Raw genomic sequence first — 21,441 nt, forward strand, 5'->3', positions numbered from 1 at the left:
GTAGTATAAATTTACAATCTTAAAACTCTTCTGCAATGGTATTTAACGTTTTGTAAACAAGATGAGTTGGCATACCAACAACGTTAAAAAAAGAACCTTCAATACTGGTGACACCAATTTGTCCAATCCATTCTTGTATACCATAAGCGCCAGCTTTGTCTAAAGGCGAATAGGTTTTAATGTAATGCCAAATTTCTTCATCTGTAAACGCTTTAAATGTCACTTTTGTAGTTGCATTTACCGTTTTTTGAAAGATTTTAGTACGTACACATACAGATGTGATTACTTCGTGAGTATTATCGCTTAAAGATTTAAGCATTGCAAATGCTTCGTCGTTGTTTCTAGGTTTGCCTAATGCTACGCCTTTATGCCAAACAATGGTGTCGCTAGTAACTAAAATTTCGTGTTCTTTAAGTTCGTCTAAAAAAGGTAAAGACTTTAATTGCGCAAGATAGTCGCTAATTTCAAAATGCTTTAAACGATTAGGGTAATCTTCTTTTGTGTCTTTTAATCGGACTTCAAAATCTAATCCTAAGTCTCTAAAAAACTGTTGCCTTCTTGGTGATCCAGAAGCTAAAATTATATGTCTGTTTTTTAGTTTTTCTTTAAGCATATTAAATGATAAAATAATAGACAATCATAGATAGCATACCTAAAAGCATTACAATTTTAAGAAGCCTACTTATTAATTTAAAATCCGATTTAGTTTCAGCACCAAATAATTTTATAGCAATAAAAATTAAAGGTGCTATAACTGCAATTAAAAAGTAAATAATTGCAATGGTTTGCATATAAAGATATGCATTTAAATAGTAGGCAAGAATTAAAATTGCAAATACAGTTAAAGCAAATGCAACTTTGGCAGCTCTACTTTTTCCTATTACAATAGGTAATGTTTTCATCTGTGCGTTGTAGTCGCCATCTATATCTTGAATATCTTTTACAATTTCTCTAATAAAGGTGATTAAAAATGCAAAAACAGCATAATCTACAATAACTTCAAACATAGAAGATTGTATAAATTTGTTTTGCATGTTTATGGTTGGTAATAAATCGAAAATACCAACAACAATAAGACTTAATGCTACAAGACCACTAATTACAATGTTACCAACAAGAAGCATTGGTTTTAAAAACGATGCGTAAATGTAAAGTAGTGCAGCAATTATAACAAAAATACCAAAGAAGGTACTGCGATTAACATCATTTGCTAAGTAAAACCCTAAAATTACACCAACAAAAGTAAACGCCATGTAATAATTGTAAGCGTTATCTTTTGTAATAGTTTTACCAACTATTTGTTTGTTAGGTTTATTAATTGCATCTGTTTCTACATCAAAAATATCGTTAATTATATAGCCGCCAGCAGCAATACAAAGTGTAGATACGACTAATATGATAAATTGAAATGTAGTTAACGACGTATCTACATTAAAGGCAGGAAACATCGTGTATTTTATTAATACTTGTACTAAAGCAATTAATATTAAGTTTTTATATCTAATTAGATTAATAATTTTCACTAGTTGTTGGTTTTTTAGTTTTTTGTTATTTCAATTTATATTGAATTAAAAGGTTTGCGCATCAAAATCGCTATCCCATTTACCTTGTACTTTTAATACTTGTTGTATTACGTCTCTTGCACAACCTTCGCCACCTAATTTATGAGAAACGTACTTACAAATATCTTTAACTTCTGGAACAGCATCTTGTGGACAAGTAGCCAAACCTACTTGTTTTAGCACAGGTACATCAGGAATATCATCACCCATATATAATACATGTTCTGGATTGATATTGTTGTTAGTAATAAATTCGTTAAAAGGAATAAGTTTTTGATGAGCACCTAAATAAACATCTTTAATGCCTAAATGTTGTAATCGTACTCTAACACCTTCGTTAGTTCCACCAGAAATGATGCAGATATTAAACCCATGATTTAAGGCTTGTTTTATAGCATAACCATCTTTAACATTCATATGTCTAATCATTTCTCCAGAAGTAGTAATAGTAACCATTCCGTTAGTTAAAACGCCATCTACATCAAAAATAAAGGTGTTAATTTGGTGTAAGTATTCTTTATAGCTTTTATCTTCCATTATGAGTTTTTTTAATTGATGAGGTCATTAATTTATAAATTGCCTCGTGATGCTCATTATCTAATAATTTAAGGTGTCTTTTAATTGTTTTTTTATCGTTGCGCTTAGCTGGACCAGTTTGAGCCATATAAGGTGATACATCTTGAATTTTTCTAGCTGTTTCAGTAATTAAAGGCTTTAAAATGTCAAATTCTGCACCATGACGCTCGGTAATCTCATGAGCAATTCTATAAATTTGGTTTGTAAAATTATTTACAAAAACAGCAGCCAAATGCAATGCAGGACGTTGATCTGGATTAACTTTATAGGTTTTACAGCCTAAATTTTCGCCCAAAGTTTGTAGTAGTTTATAATCTTGTTTTCTTAAAGTTTCGATACAAATAGGAACAGTTGTAAAATCTAAATTTACAGATTTACTAAAGGTTTGTAAAGGATAAAAAACACCTCTAAATAATTTTTTGTCAATATCGTAAAGACTTGCGCTACCAGAAGTATGTACTACTAATCTGTCTTTAAAAGGTAATGCAGATGTTAAAGTTTCTATTGCATCATCACTTACACATACTATGTAAACATCTGCTTCAATTAATTGATCAAGTTGATCTGTAATATTAACTTCATTTTCAAAAGGTTTTATACTGTTTATACTTCGGTTATACCATTGTACAACATTAGTATTTTTACAGTGTTTAAACGCTTTATATAAATGCGAGGCAACATTACCTGCGCCAAGTAAAACTATTTTTGTCATGGCGCAAAAATAATAAGAAAATATCTATAAAAAGTCACATTAACGTATCTTTGTAATGATGATAAAAAAAGATATTAATAATAGGGAAGACGTTGCTTTACTTGTAACTAAGTTTTACGAAAAAATTAGATTAGATCATGTCTTAGGACCTATTTTTAATCAGGCTATTAAAGATTGGGATAAGCATTTAAATCACTTAACCACGTTTTGGGAAAGTAGTTTGTTTATGGGTAAACCATTAATTAAAAAATATAAAGGAAATCCAATAGAAGTACATGTTAAAGTAGATGAAGAAAATCAAAATCAAATTACTGAAATGCACTTTGGTATTTGGTTAAACTACTGGATACAAACCTTAGATTTTTATTTTGAAGGCGAAATTACCGAGCTAGCAAAACGCAGAGCACGTAAAATGGCTACGTTTATTCATTTAAAAATCTTTGAAGCTAGACCTAAAAATACTTAACTTTTTAACGCAAATTAGCAATTTTTAACCAACAAAAACAACTATCTTTGCACGAGCAAAAAAAGGCTTAACTTATGCAGAATAAACTCGCAAAAATCCTATTCTCTACACGACTAACCGCTATATTATTTATTGTTTTTGCCTTAGCTATGGCAATAGGTACATTTTTAGATGCAAACATGGAGACATCTCCAACACCTTATACTCGTAATCTTATTTACAACGCTTGGTGGTTTGAAGCAATCATGGTTTTATTTTTAATAAATTTTATAGGTAACATATCCAGATATAGACTACTTAGAAAAGAAAAATGGGCAACCTTGTTATTACATTTAGCATTTATTTTAATAATAATAGGCGCAGGAATAACAAGATATTTCAGTTTTGAAGGTATGATGCCTATTCGTGAAGGCGAAACCAGTAACGCATTTCTTTCACAAAAAACATACATCACAGCGTACATTGATGGTGATTATATGATTGATGGCGTTGCACAACGATTACCAATAGAAGAAGAAGTAGATTTTTCTGGTAGAATGAAAAACAGCTTTAATTTAAATACTGCTTACAATAACCAACCCGTAAGTTTTGAATTAGTTGAATTTATAAAAGGCGCAGAAGAAGTTGTAATTCCAGATGAAAACGGAGTGAATTATCTAAAAATAGTAGAAGCTGGACAAGGCGCACCACATAATCACTTTTTAAAAGAAGGCGAAGTACAAAGCATACATAACGTCTTGTTTGCATTAAATACACCTACAGAAGGCGCAATAAATTTAACACAAACAGAAAACGGAATTTCTATAAACTCTCCTTTTGATGGAGAATATTTACAAATGGCTACAATGAGCCAAGGTAAATTAGTAAAAGACAGCATTCAACCTTTTATGTTAAGATCAAGGTATATCATTGGTAATATGCAATTTGTAGTACCTAATCCAATAGTAAAAGGTAAAATAGGCGTAGGAAAAAAATCTAAACTTTTAAAGTTTGACGAAGATGCAGTCGTTTTAGATGTTACTGCAAACGGAAAAACAGAACGAATAGGCCTATTAGGTGGACAAGGCACAAATAATCCTTTTAAGACAATTACTTTAGGTAATTTAGATATAAATCTTAAATACGGTGCAAAAGTGCACAAACTTCCTTTTAGTGTTAAGCTAAACGATTTTATTGCCGAAAAATATCCAGGAACCGAAAAAAGCTACGCTACTTTTGAAAGTAAAGTAACCATTCTAGATAAAGAAACCGGTGATTTTGATTATCATATTTACATGAATCACGTGTTAGATCATAAAGGATATCGTTTTTTTCAAGCAGGTTTTGATCCAGACGAAAAAGGAACTAAACTATCTGTAAATCATGATTTTTATGGTACTTGGGTAACCTATATTGGCTACTTCTTACTTTATATAGGCTTAATGGCTATTCTGTTTGATAAAAACACAAGATTTGGAGATTTAAAAAACATGTTAGATAAAGTAAAACGTAAAAAAGCGACGCTTACAACCTTGCTTTGTTTAATGTTTGCAGTACAAGTAAATGCGCAAACCGAAACTCATTCTCCAGACGATGGACATGATCATGCAACAACCAAAGAAAGACAAGCGCCAACAAAATCGCAAATAGATTCTGTTTTAAAAGCAAATGTAGCACCAAAAACACATGCCGAACAATTTTCTAAATTAGTAGTGCAAGATTTGGATGGTCGTATGATGCCAATAGATACGTATGCATCAGAATTACTAAGAAAATTAAGTAAATATGACCAGTATGAAGGTATGTCTGCCAATCAAATTTTCTTAAGTATACAAGAAAGTCCAATGCTTTGGTATAATGTTCCTATAATTTACATTAAACCTAGAAAAGGTGATTCAATAAGAAGCATAATTGGAATCCCTAAAGACCAAGAATACGCAAAATTATTAGACTTTTTCGGAGACGATTTTAACTATAAATTAGATAGTTATTTAGAAGAAGCTTATGAAACGCAAGTAAAAACAGCTATTCAAAAAGAATTTATAGAAGTAAATAATCGTGTTAACCTTTTAAGCAACGCAATAGAAGGACGATCGTTAAAGATATTTCCTGTTCCAGAAGACGAAAACAATAAATGGATTTCTCCTTTCGAATATAAAAATGAAGGTTACAATCAAAAAATAAAAGATTCAACCTACGGAAGTTTTATTAGCTCAGGTTTTGATTGGTATTTATATGCATTAAACGAAGCAAAAAAAACAGGGAATTTTGAACAACCAGAAAAACTATTAAAAGCATTTAAAACTTCGCAGTCTAAAGTAGGAGCAACAGTAATGCCAAGCGATAATAAAATAGAAGCTGAAATACTGTACAATAAATATGATGTGTTTAAAAAGCTATTTATTTATTATCTATTAGCAGGTATTGTTTTATTAGCCTTATTAATTTGGAAGATATTTAAAATAGATAGTCAATGGTTAAATAAAACGATAACAGCGCTTAAAGTCGTAATAATATTACTTTTTGTAATTCATACCTTAGGTTTAATTGCTAGATGGTATATTTCTGGTCATGCACCATGGAGTAATGGTTACGAGTCAATGATCTATGTGGCTTGGGCAACTATGTTTTTTGGTTTAGCTTTTGGAAGAAAAAGCGAACTTACCGTAGCATCTACATCCTTTGTCGTATCTATGCTCTTAATGGTTGCGCATTTAAGTTGGATGGATCCTGCAATAGCAAATCTTCAGCCTGTTTTAAATAGTTATTGGTTAAAAATTCATGTTGCAGTCATTGTAGCTAGTTATGGTCCTTTTACTTTAGGATTTATCTTAGGATTAGTAAGTTTATTTTTGATGGCTTTTACAAACCAAAACAACAAAGTAAAGTTAGATTTAAGTATAAAAGAATTAACTATTATTACAGAAATGTCGCTTACCGTTGGTTTAGTTATGCTTACAATTGGAAACTTTTTAGGTGGTCAATGGGCTAACGAAAGTTGGGGAAGATATTGGGGATGGGATCCAAAAGAAACTTGGGCTTTAATTAGTATTATGGTTTATGCGTTTGTAATACATATGCGACTTGTACCTGGATTAAGAGGAAGATGGACCTTTAATCTTTGGTCTGTAATTGCAATATCAAGTATTATATTTACCTATTTTGGGGTAAACTTTTATTTATCTGGATTACACTCTTACCAATCTGGACAAGATATAAGTTTTCTTTACATAGGTATATCTGCAATTTTAATAGCCATTTTAGGAGTCTTTTCATACAGAAAGTATGCAAAGTATTATAAAAAGTAACCAACTGTAACACTATGAAATTTATTAAAGAATTTAAAGAATTTGCCGTTAAAGGTAACATGATGGATATGGCAATAGGTATCATCATTGGTGCTTCATTTAATAAAGTTATAGACGTTTTGGTAAAAAAAGTATTTATGCCGCCATTATCTTTAATGACTGACGGACTAAACTTTCAGAATAAAAAATACATTTTAAGAGAAGCTGTTACAAATGCTTCTGGAGAGATTACCACACAAGAAGTTGCTGTGTATTATGGTGAGTTATTAGAAGCTTTTTTAGATTTTTTAATTGTTGGTCTAACAGTCTTTATCGTAGTAAAAGGCATGAATAAGTTAAGAACTCGTTCACACGATACCAAAGATAAAACTGTAACAACACCTAAAGATATAGAGTTGTTAAGTAAACTTTCCGATTTAATGGAAGAACAAAACGAACTTTTGAAAACAAATTCAGATAAATAAAAAAAACGCCAGTGAAATATTCATTGGCGTTTCTTTTTATATTTTAATTAAGGTTTTATCTAAATTTAAATCGTCTAAAATTTTATTGGTAAAACTATAATGACCACGTGTAGTAATTATCTTAAATCTACTATTTTTCATTCTAGAAACCACGTCTATAAGTCGCCATTTCGTCTTTAACAAATTAGGTTTTTTACTTTTTATACCTAACTCGAAAAAATATTTCCTACTTCGTTTAAAAGCTGTGATATCTGGAGTAATAGTAATTTCTCCGTTTTTTTTCGTGAACGAATTAGGAGATTCATAGCCTTCAAGATCTGCTTTTATGTTTTCAAATCCAAGGTACTTAAGGTGCTTAATTGATTGTTCTAAAATGTCTGTGTGTTCTTTTTTATCTATTGTTACCATAATCCTTATTATACAAAAAATAGAGGATTTACAGGGTTAAAAGACTGTTAAAACTTAAAAATCAGTGTTTTAAATAATTAAGTTAGCTTGCCAATTTTACGGCTTATTTTGTAATTTAGTACAATATAATTTTACTGTAAATGAAAAAGAAAAATTTAGGCCTTAATACAGTTTGTACACATGTTGGAGAAATTCAAGATGAGCAATTTAAAGGTGCTGTATCTCCAATATATTTATCATCTTCTTATCAATTTATGGATGTAGATGTTAAGCGTTATCCTAGATATTTTAATACGCCAAATCAAGAGTATTTGTCTAAAAAAATTGCAGCGTTAGAATTTACAGAATCTGCTATGATTTTTGGTTCTGGTATGGCAGCTATCAGTCATATGTTTTTAGCATTTTTAAAAGCAGGAGATCATATTGTTGTACAAAATACTATTTATGGCGGAACGACTAATTTTATAAGAGAAGAGTTCCCAAAGTTAAATATAGAATTTACTTTTACCAATGGGTATAGTATTGAAGATTTTGAAGCTGCAATACAACCCAATACTAAATTAATTCATATAGAAACACCTTCAAATCCTTTACTAACAATTACAGACATAAAAGCAATTGCAAAGTTAGGTAAGGATAAAGGTATTGTAACAAGTATCGATAATACATTTGCAAGTCCAGTAAATCAAAATCCAGCGTTATTAGGTATAGATTTAATTATGCATTCTGCTACTAAATATTTTGGTGGACATAGTGATATTTGTGCAGGCGCAGTTGCAGGAAGTGATGTACATATGGAACGCATCTGGAACGTCTCTAAAAATCTTGGCGGAAGTTTAAGTGATTTTACTGTTTGGATGCTAGAACGTAGTATGAAAACAATGGGTTTAAGGGTAAAAGCACAATCTAAAAATGCACTTAAACTAGCAAAATGGTTAAATAAATTAGAAGCAGTTAAACACGTTTACTATCCAGGATTAAAAAGTCATCCAGAGCATCAATTAGCTAAAAAGCAAATGAAAGGTTTTGGCGGCATGCTTTCATTCGAATTAAAAGATAATTTGAATCCTGAAGCATTCCAAAAAGCATTAAAACTAATAAAACCTTCAATGAGTTTGGCTGGTGTAGAAAGTACAGTGTTATCACCAAGTCAGACTTCTCATTCGTTATTAACAGCTTCTCAAAGAAAAGCATTAGGCATACATGATGGATTAATTAGATTTTCTGTCGGAATAGAGAATGTAAAGGACTTAAAAGCAGATATAAAACAAGCGTTAAAACACATTAAATAACAGCATTTGCACACAAAAAATATACATAAAAATGGTTACGATTTAGAGGTTTTATCTATAAACAACCCAAATCTAAAACCATTTGTTATTTTAAAAAACGATAAGCAAACTATAGATTTTTCTAATCCTAAAGCTGTTAGAGAATTAAATAGAGCTTTATTAAAAACTTACTATAACATAGCGTTTTGGCAATTTCCTGAACAAAATTTAACACCTGCAATACCAAGTCGTGCAGAATATATTCATCTAATTAACGATTTAATACAAACTAGCAAAATAACAGAAAAAGTAAACGTATTAGATATAGGTACAGGTGCAAATTGCATATATCCTTTATTAGGACAAGCTATATATAATTGGATATTTACTGCAACAGATGTTTGTAATACATCACTAAAATATGCTAAAAGTATAATTGCTAAAAATAAACTAAACAGACAAATAAGCATTTTAAAACAAAATAATAGATCTTCAATATTTAAAGGAATTTTAGACGCAGATAGTAAATTTACTGTTGCCATGTGTAATCCTCCTTTTTATAAAAATGAAACAGAAGCCAATCAAGCGACACTACAAAAACAAATAGGATTAAAACAACCAGCCAATTCTGTTTCGCGTAATTTTGCAGGACAAGCAACAGAATTGTGGTATAATGGTGGAGAAAAAGCATTTTTGCATAACTTTTTATACGAAAGTAGTTTGTTTAAAACTCAATGTAGTTGGTATACAATTTTGGTTTCTAACAAAGCCAATTTAAAATCAATGTATGCCTCTTTAGAAAAATTAGAAGCTAAACAAATTAAAACACTACCAATTCAAATAGGAAATAAAAAGAGTAGAGTAGTCGCTTGGACATTTTTAGAAATCAATTAAATTAAGAAAAAACTTAAAATGAAAGTAGATATATTAGCTTTTGGAGCGCATCCTGACGATATCGAATTAGGCGCTGGAGCGACCATAGCAAAAGAAGTTGCTAACGGAAAAAAAGTAGCAATAATAGATTTAACAAAAGGCGAATTAGGTACGCGTGGTACAGAACATACACGTAAAGCAGAAGCTGAAGACGCTAAAAATATACTTGGTGTTACAGCAAGAGAAAATCTAGGATTTGCAGATGGTTTTTTTACTAATGATAAGCAACACCAACTAGAGATTATTAAAATGATACGTAAATATCAACCAGAAATTGTACTGTGTAATGCTATAGATGATAGACATATTGATCATGGCAAGGCAAGCAAACTGGTTAGTGATGCTTGTTTTTTAAGCGGATTAATTAAAATTGAAACCGAAATAAATGGTCAAACACAAGAAAAATGGAGACCAAAACAAGTATATCATTACATACAATGGAAAAATATCGAACCTGATTTTGTAGTAGACGTTTCAGATTTTATAGATATTAAAATGAAAAGTGTATTGGCTTATAAAACACAGTTTTACAATCCAAATAGTGAAGAGCCAGAAACACCAATATCTAGTAAAAACTTTACAGATAGTATAATTTATAGAGCAAGAGATTTAGGAAGATTAATAAATGCAGACTATGCCGAAGGATTTACTGTAGAGCGTTTTGTAGCAGTAAATAGTCTTTTTGATTTAAAATAGTTTAAAAATTTTGAAAAAACCTTTTGTGATAAAAAGGAAATAAATTACATTTGCACACGCATTTAAATATGCGTTTAAAATGGTGGTTGTAGCTCAGTTGGTTAGAGCGCCTGATTGTGGTTCAGGAGGTCGTCGGTTCGAGACCGATCTTCCACCCAAAAGTAAAAGTCTTTCAGAAATGAGAGACTTTTTTTGTGCATTATATTTTTAAGAATCGACTTAAGGTCGAGAAGTTTATACTGAGCGTAGTCGAAGTGAGACCAATCTTCCACCCAAAAAAATAAAAGCCTTTCAGAAATGAAAGGCTTTTTTTGTACTCCATGCTTTAAAAAAAAATAATGGATGAGATGTTTATGTTGAGCAAAGTCTATTTGTGATACGGCATCTGTAAACACTTATAGTTCAAACTCATAATCACGTTCTACTTTACAAATTCTGGTTTTATAGTGTTTGTACCAATCTTGCTTACCTTTTTGTTGAGCTATTTTATGATCGGTATGTTGTTTCCATGCTTTAATAGATTCTAAATTTTTCCAATAAGACACAGTAATACCAATAGTATTTCTAGCGCTTTCTTCTCCTAGAAATCCTTCTTGTTGTTTAGCTAAATTAAGTATTAGCTCAGCCATTTTGGTATATTCTTTTTCGCCTTTATCTGTTCTTATACTTGTAAATATAACGGCGTAATATGGTGCTTTTGGTGTATTTGCTATCATTTAGTTGTTATCCCAATTTTTTAATCTATCTAAGTATAAATAACTTTCTACAAACGCTCTGTGAGATTTTGAAGTTAATTTTTCTAATAATTGTAATGCCGAAATATAACTTGCCAAATTACCGTTTGAAGAGCTAAACTTTCCGTCTTCTACATAAGTCACAAGGCTATCGTTTTGTACCAAAAGTTTTGGGTAATCTTTTTGTAATTGTTTGCCGCCACCAATCCAAGTCACAATTTTTTTTCCATCGGCAATTCCAGAAGCACCAACTAATTGTGCGCCTGCACAATTACTTACTATATAATCTGTCGTATTGTTTTTAGATTTTATAAAATCTACGATTTTATTATTATGCACTTGTGCATACATATCGTAAGCACTAGGTATAAATAGTGCTTTAAGTTGCGGACAATTATTAAACGTGTAATCCGGTACAAGATGCAAGCCTTCTTCTGTAGTAATTGGCGCATTTGTTTGTGCTATGGTCATGACATTAAATAATGGTTTACCATCTTCTGTTGGTTTTGCAAACACATCTGATGTCGCTACAACTTCACTTTGTAAAACACCGTTATACATTAACAATCCAATGGTTGGAAGTTCTGGATTAAAAGGTTTTAGGTGTTTTGTTAATGTGTCTTTGGTTTGTGTTGCTTCTATAGTAGTAGCTGTTGTTTGTTTTTTATTTTCGGTATTACAATTAAATAATAGTAATGTAAAAATTAAAAAGATGAATGGAGAGATAGCTTTCATTTTATGTATTTGGATTAATTTTAAAAAAAAAATATCAGATAAATAGGTGAGTTTAATTTATCTGATATTTAGTTGAATAGTTTTTCAAAGTTTATTATTCTGCTTTATCAACAATAATTCTTTGTTCTCTATTGGCTAATTCCCAAGCGGTATAAAATACTAATCTTGCTCTGTTTTGCAGTAAATCGTATTCTATTTTATCTGGTGTATCACTTGGTCTATGGTAATCGTCATGAGTACCATTAAAATAAAAGATTACAGGAATATTGTTTTTTGCAAAGTTGTAATGGTCACTTCTGTAGTAAAAACGGTTTGGATCATTCTCGTCATTATAAGTGTAATCTAATTCTATGTTACTGTATTTGGTATTAACCTCTTCAGAAATATTGTGTAAATCTGTACTTAACTTGTCGCTTCCAATTAGGTAAACATAATTTCTATCACCTTCACGTTTAGGATCTGTACGACCAATCATATCTATATTTAAGTTAGCAACCGTTTGGCTTAATGGAAAAATTGGATCTTGATCTGCGTAATAGCTACTTCCTAAAAGTCCTTTTTCTTCACCAGTTACATTTAAAAAGACAATAGATCTTTTAGGACCATGACCATCTTTTTTAGCTTTAGCAAAAGCTTCGGCAATTTCTAAAACTGCAACTGTACCAGAACCATCATCGTCTGCACCATTATTAATTTCGCCATCGTGAATACCTATATGATCTAAGTGAGCAGATATAACGATGTACTCTTCTGGTTTTTCAGATCCTTCGATTACAGCAACAACATTATTAGCTTTTAATGGCTTAGAGTTATTCGTGTAATCTATATTTATTGTAGCATTTATAGTTTTGTTTGTAAATGTATTGTCTATCGTTGTGTTGCTATTTAAAATTGCATTTGCAGCATTGTCATTTAATAAGATATAGTACATTTTGTTGTCATTACCACTTAAAACCATACGTCCGCTAGAGCTACCATATCGCATAGCCGCCATAGCAAAAACGTTTGGATTGTAATATAATACAGCTTTAGCACCTTTATCTTTAGCTAAGTCTCTTTTTGTAGCAAATTCTTGTCTAAAATTTGACCATTTAGAAGCTTCTTCTGTACCAGTAATTAGGTAAGTACCATCTTCATTTTTTGGTTCTCCAGAACGTATTAAAACTACTTTATCTTTAATGTCTACGTTTTTGTAATTAGAATACGTTTCAGATTCTATTCCGTAGCCTAAATCAATCACTTGACTTGCGCTAAACTTACTAGTTGGCATTGGTGTGATAGATACAATATCTTCTAAATTTTTTAACGCTTTACCATTGGCTGTTAAAGTCACGTTAGGTGTAGCTAATTCTTCTAACGGTACATTTTGAAAATAATCATTATTGCCTTTTGCAGCAGCAACATTATTAGACATGTAGTGCGCTTTAAGGTAATTTATAGCTTTAGTTTCGCCTTCTGTACCTGTTTCTCTACCTGCAAATTCATCTGAAGCATATGTGTATAACATATCTTTTAACTCGGCTTCTGTAATAGTTTCGGCGTATGTAGTTGGATTAACAGTTTGGGTTGTTGTGTTTTTTGAGTCTTCAGCTTTTTTATACTGACTACCGCAAGCTACAAATAGTAAACTTAAGCTTGCTAAAGAAAATAATGATTTCATTTAAATTAAAATTTTTGAGAGCTTTTTGTCCTTCAAAAATACTACAAAAATCTAGCTTAAATGTTGTTAAAATTGATAATTAAGAAATTTTTACCGTATTTTTTTATCAAATATCTTCATTTAATATAAGTGGTCTATCCATGTTTGCTAAATACCAAGCAGTTGAAAAAATTAATTTTGTGCGTTTGGTTAATAATTGGTAGTTAATTTTTTCTGGTGTATCTGATGGTTTATGGTAGTCTTTATGCGTGCCATTAAAATAAAAAATTACAGGTATTTGCTTTTGTGCAAAATTATAATGGTCACTTCTGTAGTAATAATGATTAGGATCGTCTTCATCATTATACTTATAGTCAAGAGTAAGGTTTGTTGAGGTTTTATTTACTTTTTCAGAAATAAAATGCAATTCTTTACTAATTCTGTCTGCACCAATTAAATAAATATAATTTGGGTTATTTGCGTGTGCATCGTCTACGCGACCAATCATATCTATATTTAAATTAGCTATGGTATTTGTTAAATTAAATTTAGGATTTTTGGTGTAATATAATGAGCCTTGTAGACCAATTTCTTCTGCTGTGAGATGTAAAAATAGTATGTTATTTTTAGGTTTAAAGCCTTGTTGTTCTGCAATTTTAAATGCTTGTGCTATCTGCATTATTGCTACTGTACCAGAACCATTATCGTCTGCACCATAATTAATCTCGCCATGTTCTATGCCTAAGTGATCAAAATGTCCAGAAATTATGATGGTTTGGTTTGTTGTACCTTTTATATAGGCTAGAACATTTTCGGATGTTTCGTAGTCTTTTGGTAAAAATGATTTTGGAATTTCCTGAAAATAACTAGAATTGTCTCCTGCAGCTTGTATGTTATTATCTATGTAAAAGCTTTTAATGTAATTTGCAGCTAATTTTTGACCTTTGGTTCCTACTTTACGACCTTCAAAATCTTGTGAAGATATTTTGTAAAGCTGATCTTTAAGTTCTTCTAAGGTTATTGTATTTGCAAATTTTGCTACAGTTGTACTGTCTTTTACGACTATATTATCTTGTAGTTGTTCTAACCGTTTAGAATATTTGGTGTTGGCACAAGCGCCAACTAATGTTAAAGCAGAAAGAACGATTAGTGATTTCATTTTAATATTGATTATTCAATCGGTAAATATAAAAAAAATAGGGTTTGCGCCCTATTTTTCTTACATTCTAAAAAGTGTATCTTATTCTATACTAATATCTAAGTCTAAATCTTCAAGTTCTTCTAACGCTTTTTCTTCGTTTTCTTTATCTCTTTGCTCTAATTCTTCTACATCACCAATTTCTTGAACGGTAAATAAAGTTTTGTAAGTAGATAATGCTAATGTGATAATTACTAATAAAAACGCTACTTGGATAACATGCGTTGATTGATTGTCTTTTCTAGATTTTATGAAGGAAATTATTCCAAACACAAAGGCTAAAATTGCTGGAATAAAGGCTAATTTATATAATGGTAAAATGGCTAAAATTATTGCAAAAACCGAGCAAATTAAGGCCAAAATTAAGGTTGCTTTTCTCATAGTTTAGTTAGTTTTTTAATCCAGTTGCAGATTTTATTTTTAATTCGCCACTTCCAACTGCAATTTTAAATTTTGCATAAACAGGTATTTTGTTTTCGTCTGCAGTAAGCCAAAGTATGTTGTTGTTACTACCTTTTAAAACATCACTGTTTACAACGCTAATGGCTATTTTATAACATTCTTTTTTACCAATTGCTGTATTAATAGTTTCTTTACCTAATAATGTAAATCTGCATTTGGTTTCTTTATTATCAAACAGCACAGTAAATGTATCGCTAGCTCCAGTTGGCGCTTTGTGAATATCTAAAGTTCTTAGTTTATATATTGTAGATACTATATCTCTTGTACCAGAATTAATTTTTACATTTTTATTTTGATCCCAAAACCCAGAAGCATTAGCTTTAGTTTTCTTTCTAATTAAACTTTTTACAGAGTTAGTTTTGTAATTGTACTTATACTTTACAAATTTATAATAACCACCTTCACTAATATCTCTTTGGTATAAGTATGGCGCAACTGTTTTAGGGTTTACATAACTTTCATAAAGATCTCTAATTTTAAAAAAGCTATCAAAGTTGGAGTAGGTTGCTGCGCTACATTTTAATCTATAAAGCGTTGTACCATTAGTGTTTACAGCACTAGTTTCCATTTTTACTTCAGCAATATCTGTTAAGATTCCAGACATATTGTATGACGCAGAAAACGTTAATTTTTCACCTGCTTTAAAAGCATTATTATTTTGTCCTATTGTACTAGTTACAAGTAATAAAGAACAAATAGCAGTTAGTATGTGTTTCATTATATGATGTTTAATTTTTAATAGAGTCTAATATTAAATTTCAAATATAAAACTTAACATTAATTGTGCCGAAAATTACTTTATAATAATTTAATGAAATGTTAAATCAGCTATAAAACGAATTCTTAATAAGATTATTTTATAATTTTGCAAGGTGAGAACAAAAATCATGCATAGTATTTTTTCAATTTTAATGGCATTTTTAGTGCTGTTTTCAACATTTTCTTTTACTGTTGAAAAACATTATTGTGGCAATAAATTGGTAGATACAGCAATCTTTACAGAAGTTATAAGATGTTACGATACAGAAGTTGTAGCAGATTCTTGTTGTAAAGATGATGTAGAAGTTGTTAAAGGTCAAGATCAATTAAAAGTTAACACATTAGATGATTTAGACTTTAATACGCAGTTTGTATTTACAGCATATTTGTATGCTTATATTTCTCAAGCAGTATGCTTACCAAAGCAAAATATTCCGCATCAATATTATTCGCCACCAAAGCTCGTTGTAGATTTGCAGGTACTTCACGATGTTTATATCATTTGATTTATAGGTTTTTAAGTTATTTCGCTTACGCGGAAATTAATAATCGTATAATCAAATTTAACATTCATGACACATACATATACAGTTACAGGAATGACCTGTAATGGTTGTAAGGCTTCTGTTGAAAAAGCTTTACAAGCAATAGATCATGTTATAAATGTTTCGGTAGATTTAGAAAACGCCGAAGCTACTTTAACCATGTCTAAACATATTTCAACACAACAACTACAAGACGCATTATCAAGTAAATACACAATTCAAGCAAAGACGCAAACTAAAAATGTATTTGCTAGTGCAACTTCTTTAGAAGAAGAAAAACCGTTGGTAAAACAATTGTTTCCACTTTTTTTAATATTTGGATATATTATTGCGGCTTCATTTTTATTAAATTTTAAACCCTTTAATCTTTCAAACTTTATGTTAGATTTTATGGGATTATTTTACATTGTTTTTAGCTTTTTTAAGTTTTTAGATTTAAAAGGATTTCCAGAAAGTTTTAAAATGTACGATCCGTTAGCTAAAGCAATTCCTGCTTATGGTTGGATTTATCCATTTATAGAATTAGCGCTTGGACTTTTATTTTTAATGCGTATTCAAATACCATTAGCATTACTAATTACACTTGTTATTTTAGGAATAACAACAATTGGAGTTACAAAATCTTTATTAGATAAAAAAACAATCCAATGTGCTTGTCTAGGAACAGCTTTAAAATTACCAATGACCAAAGCTACTTTTATAGAAAACTCTATAATGATAGTTATGGCTATTGTCATGTTAATTAAAATTTATGGATAATATGAAAAAGTTAATTATACTTCTAATTTGCTTTTTACCATTAACCATTTTTGCACAAGACCAACTTACAGGTTATGTGTATGAAGCAAACGAAAACCAAGACCAAAATCCATTACCAGGCGCAAATTTAGTTTGGTTAAATACAACAGTTGGTACATCTACACAATTTGATGGTAGTTTTAGTTTACCATTTAATGCTACAACTAATAAGTTAGTAATAAGTTATGTAGGATTTAAAACAGATACGGTAACTATACAAAACCAAAAACAAATTAAACATTGGTTACAACCAACTACAGACTTAGATGAAGTAGTTATACAATCTGAAGTAAAAGGAACAACAAGATCCTATCTTCAAACGCAAAACATACAATATGTAAGTAGTGACGAGCTGTTAAAAGCTGCTTGTTGTAATCTATCTGAAAGTTTTGAAACTAATCCATCTATAGATGTTAATTTTAGTGATGCTGTAACAGGTACAAAACAGATCAAAATGTTAGGCTTATCTAGTCCATATATTTTAATTGCTACCGAAAATATTCCGTCAGTAAGAGGCGCATCACAAGCTTACGGATTAAGTTTTATACCAGGAACATGGGTAGAAAGTATCCAAATTACAAAAGGAGCAGGAAGCGTTGTTAATGGTTACGAGAGTATATCTGGACAAATTAATGCCGAACTACAAAAGCCTACAACAGATCATAAACTTTTTGTTAATGCTTATGCAGCGTCAAACGAGAGATTAGAACTTAATACTCATTTTAATACAAAAGTTTCTAAATATATAAGTACTGGTGTTTATCTGCATGGTAATACGCATCAAGAAGATCATGATCGTAATAATGATGGCTTTTTAGATATGCCAAAGTTTAATCAAATTAACGTGATGAATCGTTGGCAATACACTAATCCAGAAAAAGGTATTGTTACTTTTCTAAATCTTAAATATTTAGACGATACTAAACAGTCAGGTCAATTAAATTTTAATCCAGATACCGATAAATTAACTACTAATTTTTGGGGAAGCGAAATAGATACTAAGCGTTACGAGTTATCTACTAAATTTGGTTACGTTAATCCTGATATACCTTGGCAAAGTGTTGGCGTACAAATGGCGTTAAGTAATCATAAACAAGACTCTTATTTTGGGTTAAACCAATACAATATAGAGCATACAAGTGTGTACTCTAATGTAATTTATAATTCTATTATTAGTGATTCTAGACACAAAATAAAAACAGGAGTTAATTTTACTTATGATAACTATGACGAGTTTGCATTAAACACAGATTTTGATAGAGTAGAACGCTCTTTTGGTGGTTTTTTTGAATACTCTTTTGATAACTTAAAAAAGTTTAATCTTACCGCTGGATTACGTTTTGATACGCATAATTTATTAGGTGAATTTGTCACACCAAGACTACATTTACGATACTCTCCTTGGGGAAAATCGGCGTTTAGAGCTTCGATTGGTCGCGGAAAACGAAGTGCGAATATTTTTGCCGAAAACCAAAACTTATTTGCCTCTTCAAGACAGTTTTCAATTTTAAATACAAACGGAACTATTTATGGTTTAGATCCAGAAATTGCTTGGAATTATGGCGTGTCTTATTTACAAGGGTTTAATTTATTTGGAAACAAGTCAGACATCACTTTCGATTTTTATAGAACAGACTTTAAAAATCAAGTTGTTGTAGATTTAGAAAATGCACAACAAGTAAATTTTTATAATTTAGAAGGCGATAGTTATGCAAATAGTTTTCAAGTAGAAGTAAATTACGAAGCGTTTAAAAACTTTGACTTAAGAACAGCCTATAAGTATTATGATGTAAAAACACAGTATTTAACAGGTAAACTATCTAAGCCATTAACGCCTAAACACAGAGTTTTTGTAAATGCAGCTTACGAAACCGAAATAAAAAATAACAGCCAATGGAAGTTTGATGCTACATATAACTGGTTAGGTAAACAAAGGTTTTCTTCAACAATAAATAATCCTTCGCAATATCAATTAGGAGATTTTACTCCAACTGTAGCGACTTTAAACGCTCAAATCACTAAAGTATTTTCAGATAAATTTGAAGTATATTTAGGAGGAGAAAATATTACAAATAACAAACAAAGTAATCCAATACTAAGCGCAGATAATCCTTTTGGACCAAATTTTGATACTAATTTTGTATATGGCCCAATTTTTGGAAGTATGTATTATACTGGATTAAGATTTAAATTAAACTAAAAAATATAAAGATGAAAAAACTAGTAATTATTTTATTAATGACAGTAACTACTACTGTATTTGCTCAAGACAAAAACAAAAAAGCTACTTTAGAAGTAGATGGTGTTTGTGGTATGTGTAAAGCACGAATAGAAAAAGCGTCTTATCAAACAAAAGGCGTTAAAAGTGCTAATTGGGATGTACAAACACATGAGCTTAAATTAATTTTTGACGAACGTAAAACAAATATAGATAGCATTCAAAAAAATATTGCAGCTGCAGGACATGATACAAAAGCAATTAAAGCAACAAACGAAGCCTATAATAAGGTAAATGCTTGTTGTAAGTATCGTGATCCGCATGTACACGAAGCACACAAAAATTAATTCAAAATTTATAAAGTAAAAAAGCCAGCAAATATGCTGGCTTTTTTGGTTGATGTGTAAATGTTACTGATTAATTAAACCAAGTAATTCGTTTTCAAATTTTATATCAAATAAGTTGCCTTTAGGATTTATTATAACACCATTTTTATCTACTAAAAATACTTTGTTTATTGGTCTAATAGCTAATAAATCTAATGCTTCGTTTGGCTTTTTAAAGTGATATTCGTTTGTGTGTTTTAAACCGTTTCTTTGTAAAATATCAAATTGTTCTCTTGTACTAATATCGTTTACATTAATTGCAATAAACTCTATCTCTGGATATTTAGATTTTAAATCGTTTGCTTTTAAATGAACATCTCTTAAATGAGATCGTTTAGAAGTATCCCAAAAATAAATAACACTTTTGTCTTTAATTAGTTTATTTAAAAGCACAAAATTATCATTCTTATCTATTACAGTGACTTCTGGTAAAGTTTTACCAGGTTTTAATCGTTTGTATGTGTTAACAAGCGTTTCCGCTTTATTTATATGATCTTGATTAGTGCTTTTTTGTTTAAAAAGGTTAAGTAGTTTATCAAAATCTTCATCGTTTTGAGAACCATTAATAAACTTTACCATATTATAATAAAGCAGTTTGTTTTTAGTAAAAGTATCAGATACTTTTTGATCTATAAGATTAAGTTTATCAATGTTATAATCAATATTTTGATTGTTGTATTCACTATCTTTAGAATGCTCAAAATGCTGTTGTAAAGCAATGTTATTAAAATGAACCCTTAAAAAAGAAACATAAGGTCTGTATTCTTTTAAATCATTATCGTTATAATTAACATTGTCTCTATAGCTATAAAAGTCGTCAGACAATTCATCAAAAATCTGACGTTCATTTTCTCTATAATTTATAAAAGGATACGCCTCTTTACTGTAGTAATAATTATAATTAATTTTGGCTTGAGCAAGTTTGTCAAAAAGCGCTGTGGTTTGATATTTACTTTTAAAGGCGTCTAACTTATCTTGTTTAATTTGTTTAATCTGGTTAAGCTGTTCTTCAAATTCATCTGGTTCTAACTGACTTATTTTTAAAACCGAATCTTGTAATTTATCATTAAGTAAAAATAAATCGATTAAAAAGTTGTTTTCCTTTTCACCAATTCCAGTAAATACTAAAGACTCATCAAAATCCATAGTATTAAGTCTAAACATTAAACTATCGTTAGGTTGGATTAAAACAGATTGTACTTCTCTGCCATCATAAAAATGAAATAATCCAGGTTCAAAATCTTTAAAGGTGTAAGAAAATCTATTGTCTTTATCTAAATAAAGGCTATCAACTACTGTATTGTTTTTTAAGATAACTACGTAAGGAGAATTAGGATTTACAATTTCTCCTCCAAAAAAGGCATTACCATTAAGATTAGCCTTTTTTTCCTCTTGACAAGAAAAAAAGCAGCAAGTAACAGCTATTAAAAAAAGTATGGGTTTACAATTCATTATCTGTATAGGGCTAAATGCATTTACCTAACAAAAATATGTTTATCAAAACAGTCTTAATGTTAAGGCGTTGTTAAAACTTATAATAACACAATATATAGTGATTTTTACTTCTAATTTTCTACTTTTGCAAAAATTTA

22 protein-coding genes and 1 tRNA gene are annotated in these 21,441 nt (G+C 30.1%); 11 read left to right on the forward strand and 12 right to left on the reverse strand.

Going from position 1 to position 21,441, the window contains the following annotated elements; translation table 11 throughout:
• Positions 1-19: 19 nt before the first annotated feature.
• Genes IFB02_RS10615 through IFB02_RS10630 form a run of 4 tightly spaced genes read right to left on the reverse strand, consistent with a single transcriptional unit; the run spans position 20 to position 2,850 of the window.
• On the reverse strand, positions 20-613 hold the full coding sequence (locus IFB02_RS10615) for a Maf family nucleotide pyrophosphatase (RefSeq protein WP_106688574.1): 594 nt from the start codon (positions 611-613) through the stop codon (positions 20-22).
• Position 614: 1 nt separating this feature from the next.
• Entirely contained in the window at positions 615-1,523 is a 909-nt protein-coding gene (locus IFB02_RS10620) for a geranylgeranylglycerol-phosphate geranylgeranyltransferase (protein ID WP_106688332.1), read from the reverse strand.
• Between the two features lie 45 nt (positions 1,524-1,568).
• Positions 1,569-2,099, reverse strand: coding sequence for a KdsC family phosphatase (locus IFB02_RS10625; protein WP_106688333.1), 531 nt, complete (start codon positions 2,097-2,099; stop codon positions 1,569-1,571).
• A complete protein-coding gene (locus tag IFB02_RS10630) occupies positions 2,089-2,850 on the reverse strand; it encodes a Rossmann-like and DUF2520 domain-containing protein (RefSeq protein WP_106688334.1) in 762 nt (253 codons plus the stop codon). The genes IFB02_RS10625 and IFB02_RS10630 overlap by 11 nt, the downstream gene beginning before the upstream one ends.
• A 55-nt stretch (positions 2,851-2,905) precedes the next feature.
• On the opposite strand from IFB02_RS10630, the gene IFB02_RS10635 reads away from it, so the two are divergent.
• The 3 genes from IFB02_RS10635 (at position 2,906) to mscL (ending at position 7,067) form a co-directional block, all read left to right on the forward strand.
• A complete protein-coding gene (locus IFB02_RS10635; protein WP_370214034.1) occupies positions 2,906-3,316 on the forward strand; it encodes a group III truncated hemoglobin in 411 nt (136 codons plus the stop codon).
• Between the two features lie 74 nt (positions 3,317-3,390).
• Positions 3,391-6,603 (forward strand): cytochrome c biogenesis protein CcsA, encoded by a 3,213-nt coding sequence (gene ccsA / locus IFB02_RS10640; RefSeq protein ID WP_191072737.1) that lies wholly within the window; start codon positions 3,391-3,393, stop codon positions 6,601-6,603.
• Positions 6,604-6,617: 14 nt separating this feature from the next.
• Positions 6,618-7,067: a large conductance mechanosensitive channel protein MscL gene (gene mscL, locus IFB02_RS10645; RefSeq protein ID WP_106688337.1), complete on the forward strand. Its 450-nt coding sequence runs from the start codon at positions 6,618-6,620 to the stop codon at positions 7,065-7,067.
• A 36-nt stretch (positions 7,068-7,103) separates the two neighbouring features.
• Here mscL and IFB02_RS10650 read toward each other — a convergent pair whose 3' ends face one another.
• Entirely contained in the window at positions 7,104-7,475 is a 372-nt protein-coding gene (locus tag IFB02_RS10650) for a hypothetical protein (protein WP_106688338.1), read from the reverse strand.
• Positions 7,476-7,615: 140 nt separating this feature from the next.
• Here IFB02_RS10650 and IFB02_RS10655 point away from each other — a divergent pair, with 140 nt between their 5' ends.
• The 4 genes from IFB02_RS10655 (at position 7,616) to IFB02_RS10670 (ending at position 10,532) form a co-directional block, all read left to right on the forward strand.
• On the forward strand, positions 7,616-8,767 hold the full coding sequence (locus IFB02_RS10655; RefSeq protein ID WP_191072738.1) for a trans-sulfuration enzyme family protein: 1,152 nt from the start codon (positions 7,616-7,618) through the stop codon (positions 8,765-8,767).
• Between the two features lie 6 nt (positions 8,768-8,773).
• Complete coding sequence (gene rlmF / locus IFB02_RS10660; RefSeq protein ID WP_191072739.1) at positions 8,774-9,640, forward strand: 23S rRNA (adenine(1618)-N(6))-methyltransferase RlmF; 867 nt, start codon at positions 8,774-8,776, stop codon at positions 9,638-9,640.
• A gap of 18 nt (positions 9,641-9,658) precedes the next feature.
• Positions 9,659-10,375: a bacillithiol biosynthesis deacetylase BshB1 gene (gene bshB1, locus IFB02_RS10665; RefSeq protein WP_191072740.1), complete on the forward strand. Its 717-nt coding sequence runs from the start codon at positions 9,659-9,661 to the stop codon at positions 10,373-10,375.
• A gap of 81 nt (positions 10,376-10,456) precedes the next feature.
• Positions 10,457-10,532 (forward strand) — tRNA-His (locus tag IFB02_RS10670).
• A gap of 238 nt (positions 10,533-10,770) precedes the next feature.
• On the opposite strand, the gene IFB02_RS10675 is transcribed toward IFB02_RS10670, so the two are convergent.
• The 6 genes from IFB02_RS10675 to IFB02_RS10700 form a co-directional block, all read right to left on the reverse strand.
• The gene (locus IFB02_RS10675; protein WP_191072741.1) at positions 10,771-11,091 is read right to left on the reverse strand and encodes an antibiotic biosynthesis monooxygenase family protein; all 321 of its coding nucleotides are present in this window, start codon (positions 11,089-11,091) and stop codon (positions 10,771-10,773) included.
• Positions 11,092-11,844 (reverse strand): DJ-1/PfpI family protein, encoded by a 753-nt coding sequence (locus IFB02_RS10680; protein ID WP_191072742.1) that lies wholly within the window; start codon positions 11,842-11,844, stop codon positions 11,092-11,094.
• 94 nt (positions 11,845-11,938) lie between these two features.
• Positions 11,939-13,504, reverse strand: a complete 1,566-nt coding sequence (locus IFB02_RS10685) for a M28 family peptidase (RefSeq protein WP_191072743.1) — start codon at positions 13,502-13,504, stop codon at positions 11,939-11,941.
• Between the two features lie 106 nt (positions 13,505-13,610).
• Entirely contained in the window at positions 13,611-14,642 is a 1,032-nt protein-coding gene (locus IFB02_RS10690) for a M28 family peptidase (protein ID WP_191072744.1), read from the reverse strand.
• 81 nt (positions 14,643-14,723) lie between these two features.
• Positions 14,724-15,062, reverse strand: coding sequence for an FUSC family protein (locus IFB02_RS10695; protein ID WP_191072745.1), 339 nt, complete (start codon positions 15,060-15,062; stop codon positions 14,724-14,726).
• Between the two features lie 7 nt (positions 15,063-15,069).
• The gene (locus IFB02_RS10700) at positions 15,070-15,861 is read right to left on the reverse strand and encodes a DUF3108 domain-containing protein (RefSeq protein WP_106688347.1); all 792 of its coding nucleotides are present in this window, start codon (positions 15,859-15,861) and stop codon (positions 15,070-15,072) included.
• Positions 15,862-16,015: 154 nt separating this feature from the next.
• Between IFB02_RS10700 and IFB02_RS10705 the strand changes: the two genes are divergently transcribed.
• The 4 genes from IFB02_RS10705 to IFB02_RS10720 all read left to right on the forward strand — a co-directional run bounded on the left by IFB02_RS10705 (position 16,016) and on the right by IFB02_RS10720 (position 19,810).
• Entirely contained in the window at positions 16,016-16,408 is a 393-nt protein-coding gene (locus tag IFB02_RS10705) for an HYC_CC_PP family protein (RefSeq protein ID WP_223878834.1), read from the forward strand.
• Positions 16,409-16,474: 66 nt separating this feature from the next.
• Positions 16,475-17,206 (forward strand): heavy metal translocating P-type ATPase, encoded by a 732-nt coding sequence (locus IFB02_RS10710; RefSeq protein ID WP_191072746.1) that lies wholly within the window; start codon positions 16,475-16,477, stop codon positions 17,204-17,206.
• A gap of 1 nt (position 17,207) precedes the next feature.
• Positions 17,208-19,445, forward strand: coding sequence for a TonB-dependent receptor (locus IFB02_RS10715; RefSeq protein WP_191072747.1), 2,238 nt, complete (start codon positions 17,208-17,210; stop codon positions 19,443-19,445).
• A gap of 11 nt (positions 19,446-19,456) precedes the next feature.
• Positions 19,457-19,810, forward strand: a complete 354-nt coding sequence (locus tag IFB02_RS10720) for a heavy-metal-associated domain-containing protein (protein WP_106688349.1) — start codon at positions 19,457-19,459, stop codon at positions 19,808-19,810.
• A gap of 63 nt (positions 19,811-19,873) precedes the next feature.
• On the opposite strand, the gene IFB02_RS10725 is transcribed toward IFB02_RS10720, so the two are convergent.
• Complete coding sequence (locus tag IFB02_RS10725) at positions 19,874-21,301, reverse strand: TlpA family protein disulfide reductase (RefSeq protein WP_191072748.1); 1,428 nt, start codon at positions 21,299-21,301, stop codon at positions 19,874-19,876.
• Positions 21,302-21,441: the final 140 nt, after the last annotated feature.

Source organism: Mesoflavibacter profundi, assembly GCF_014764305.1.
GTDB lineage: Bacteria > Bacteroidota > Bacteroidia > Flavobacteriales > Flavobacteriaceae > Mesoflavibacter > Mesoflavibacter profundi.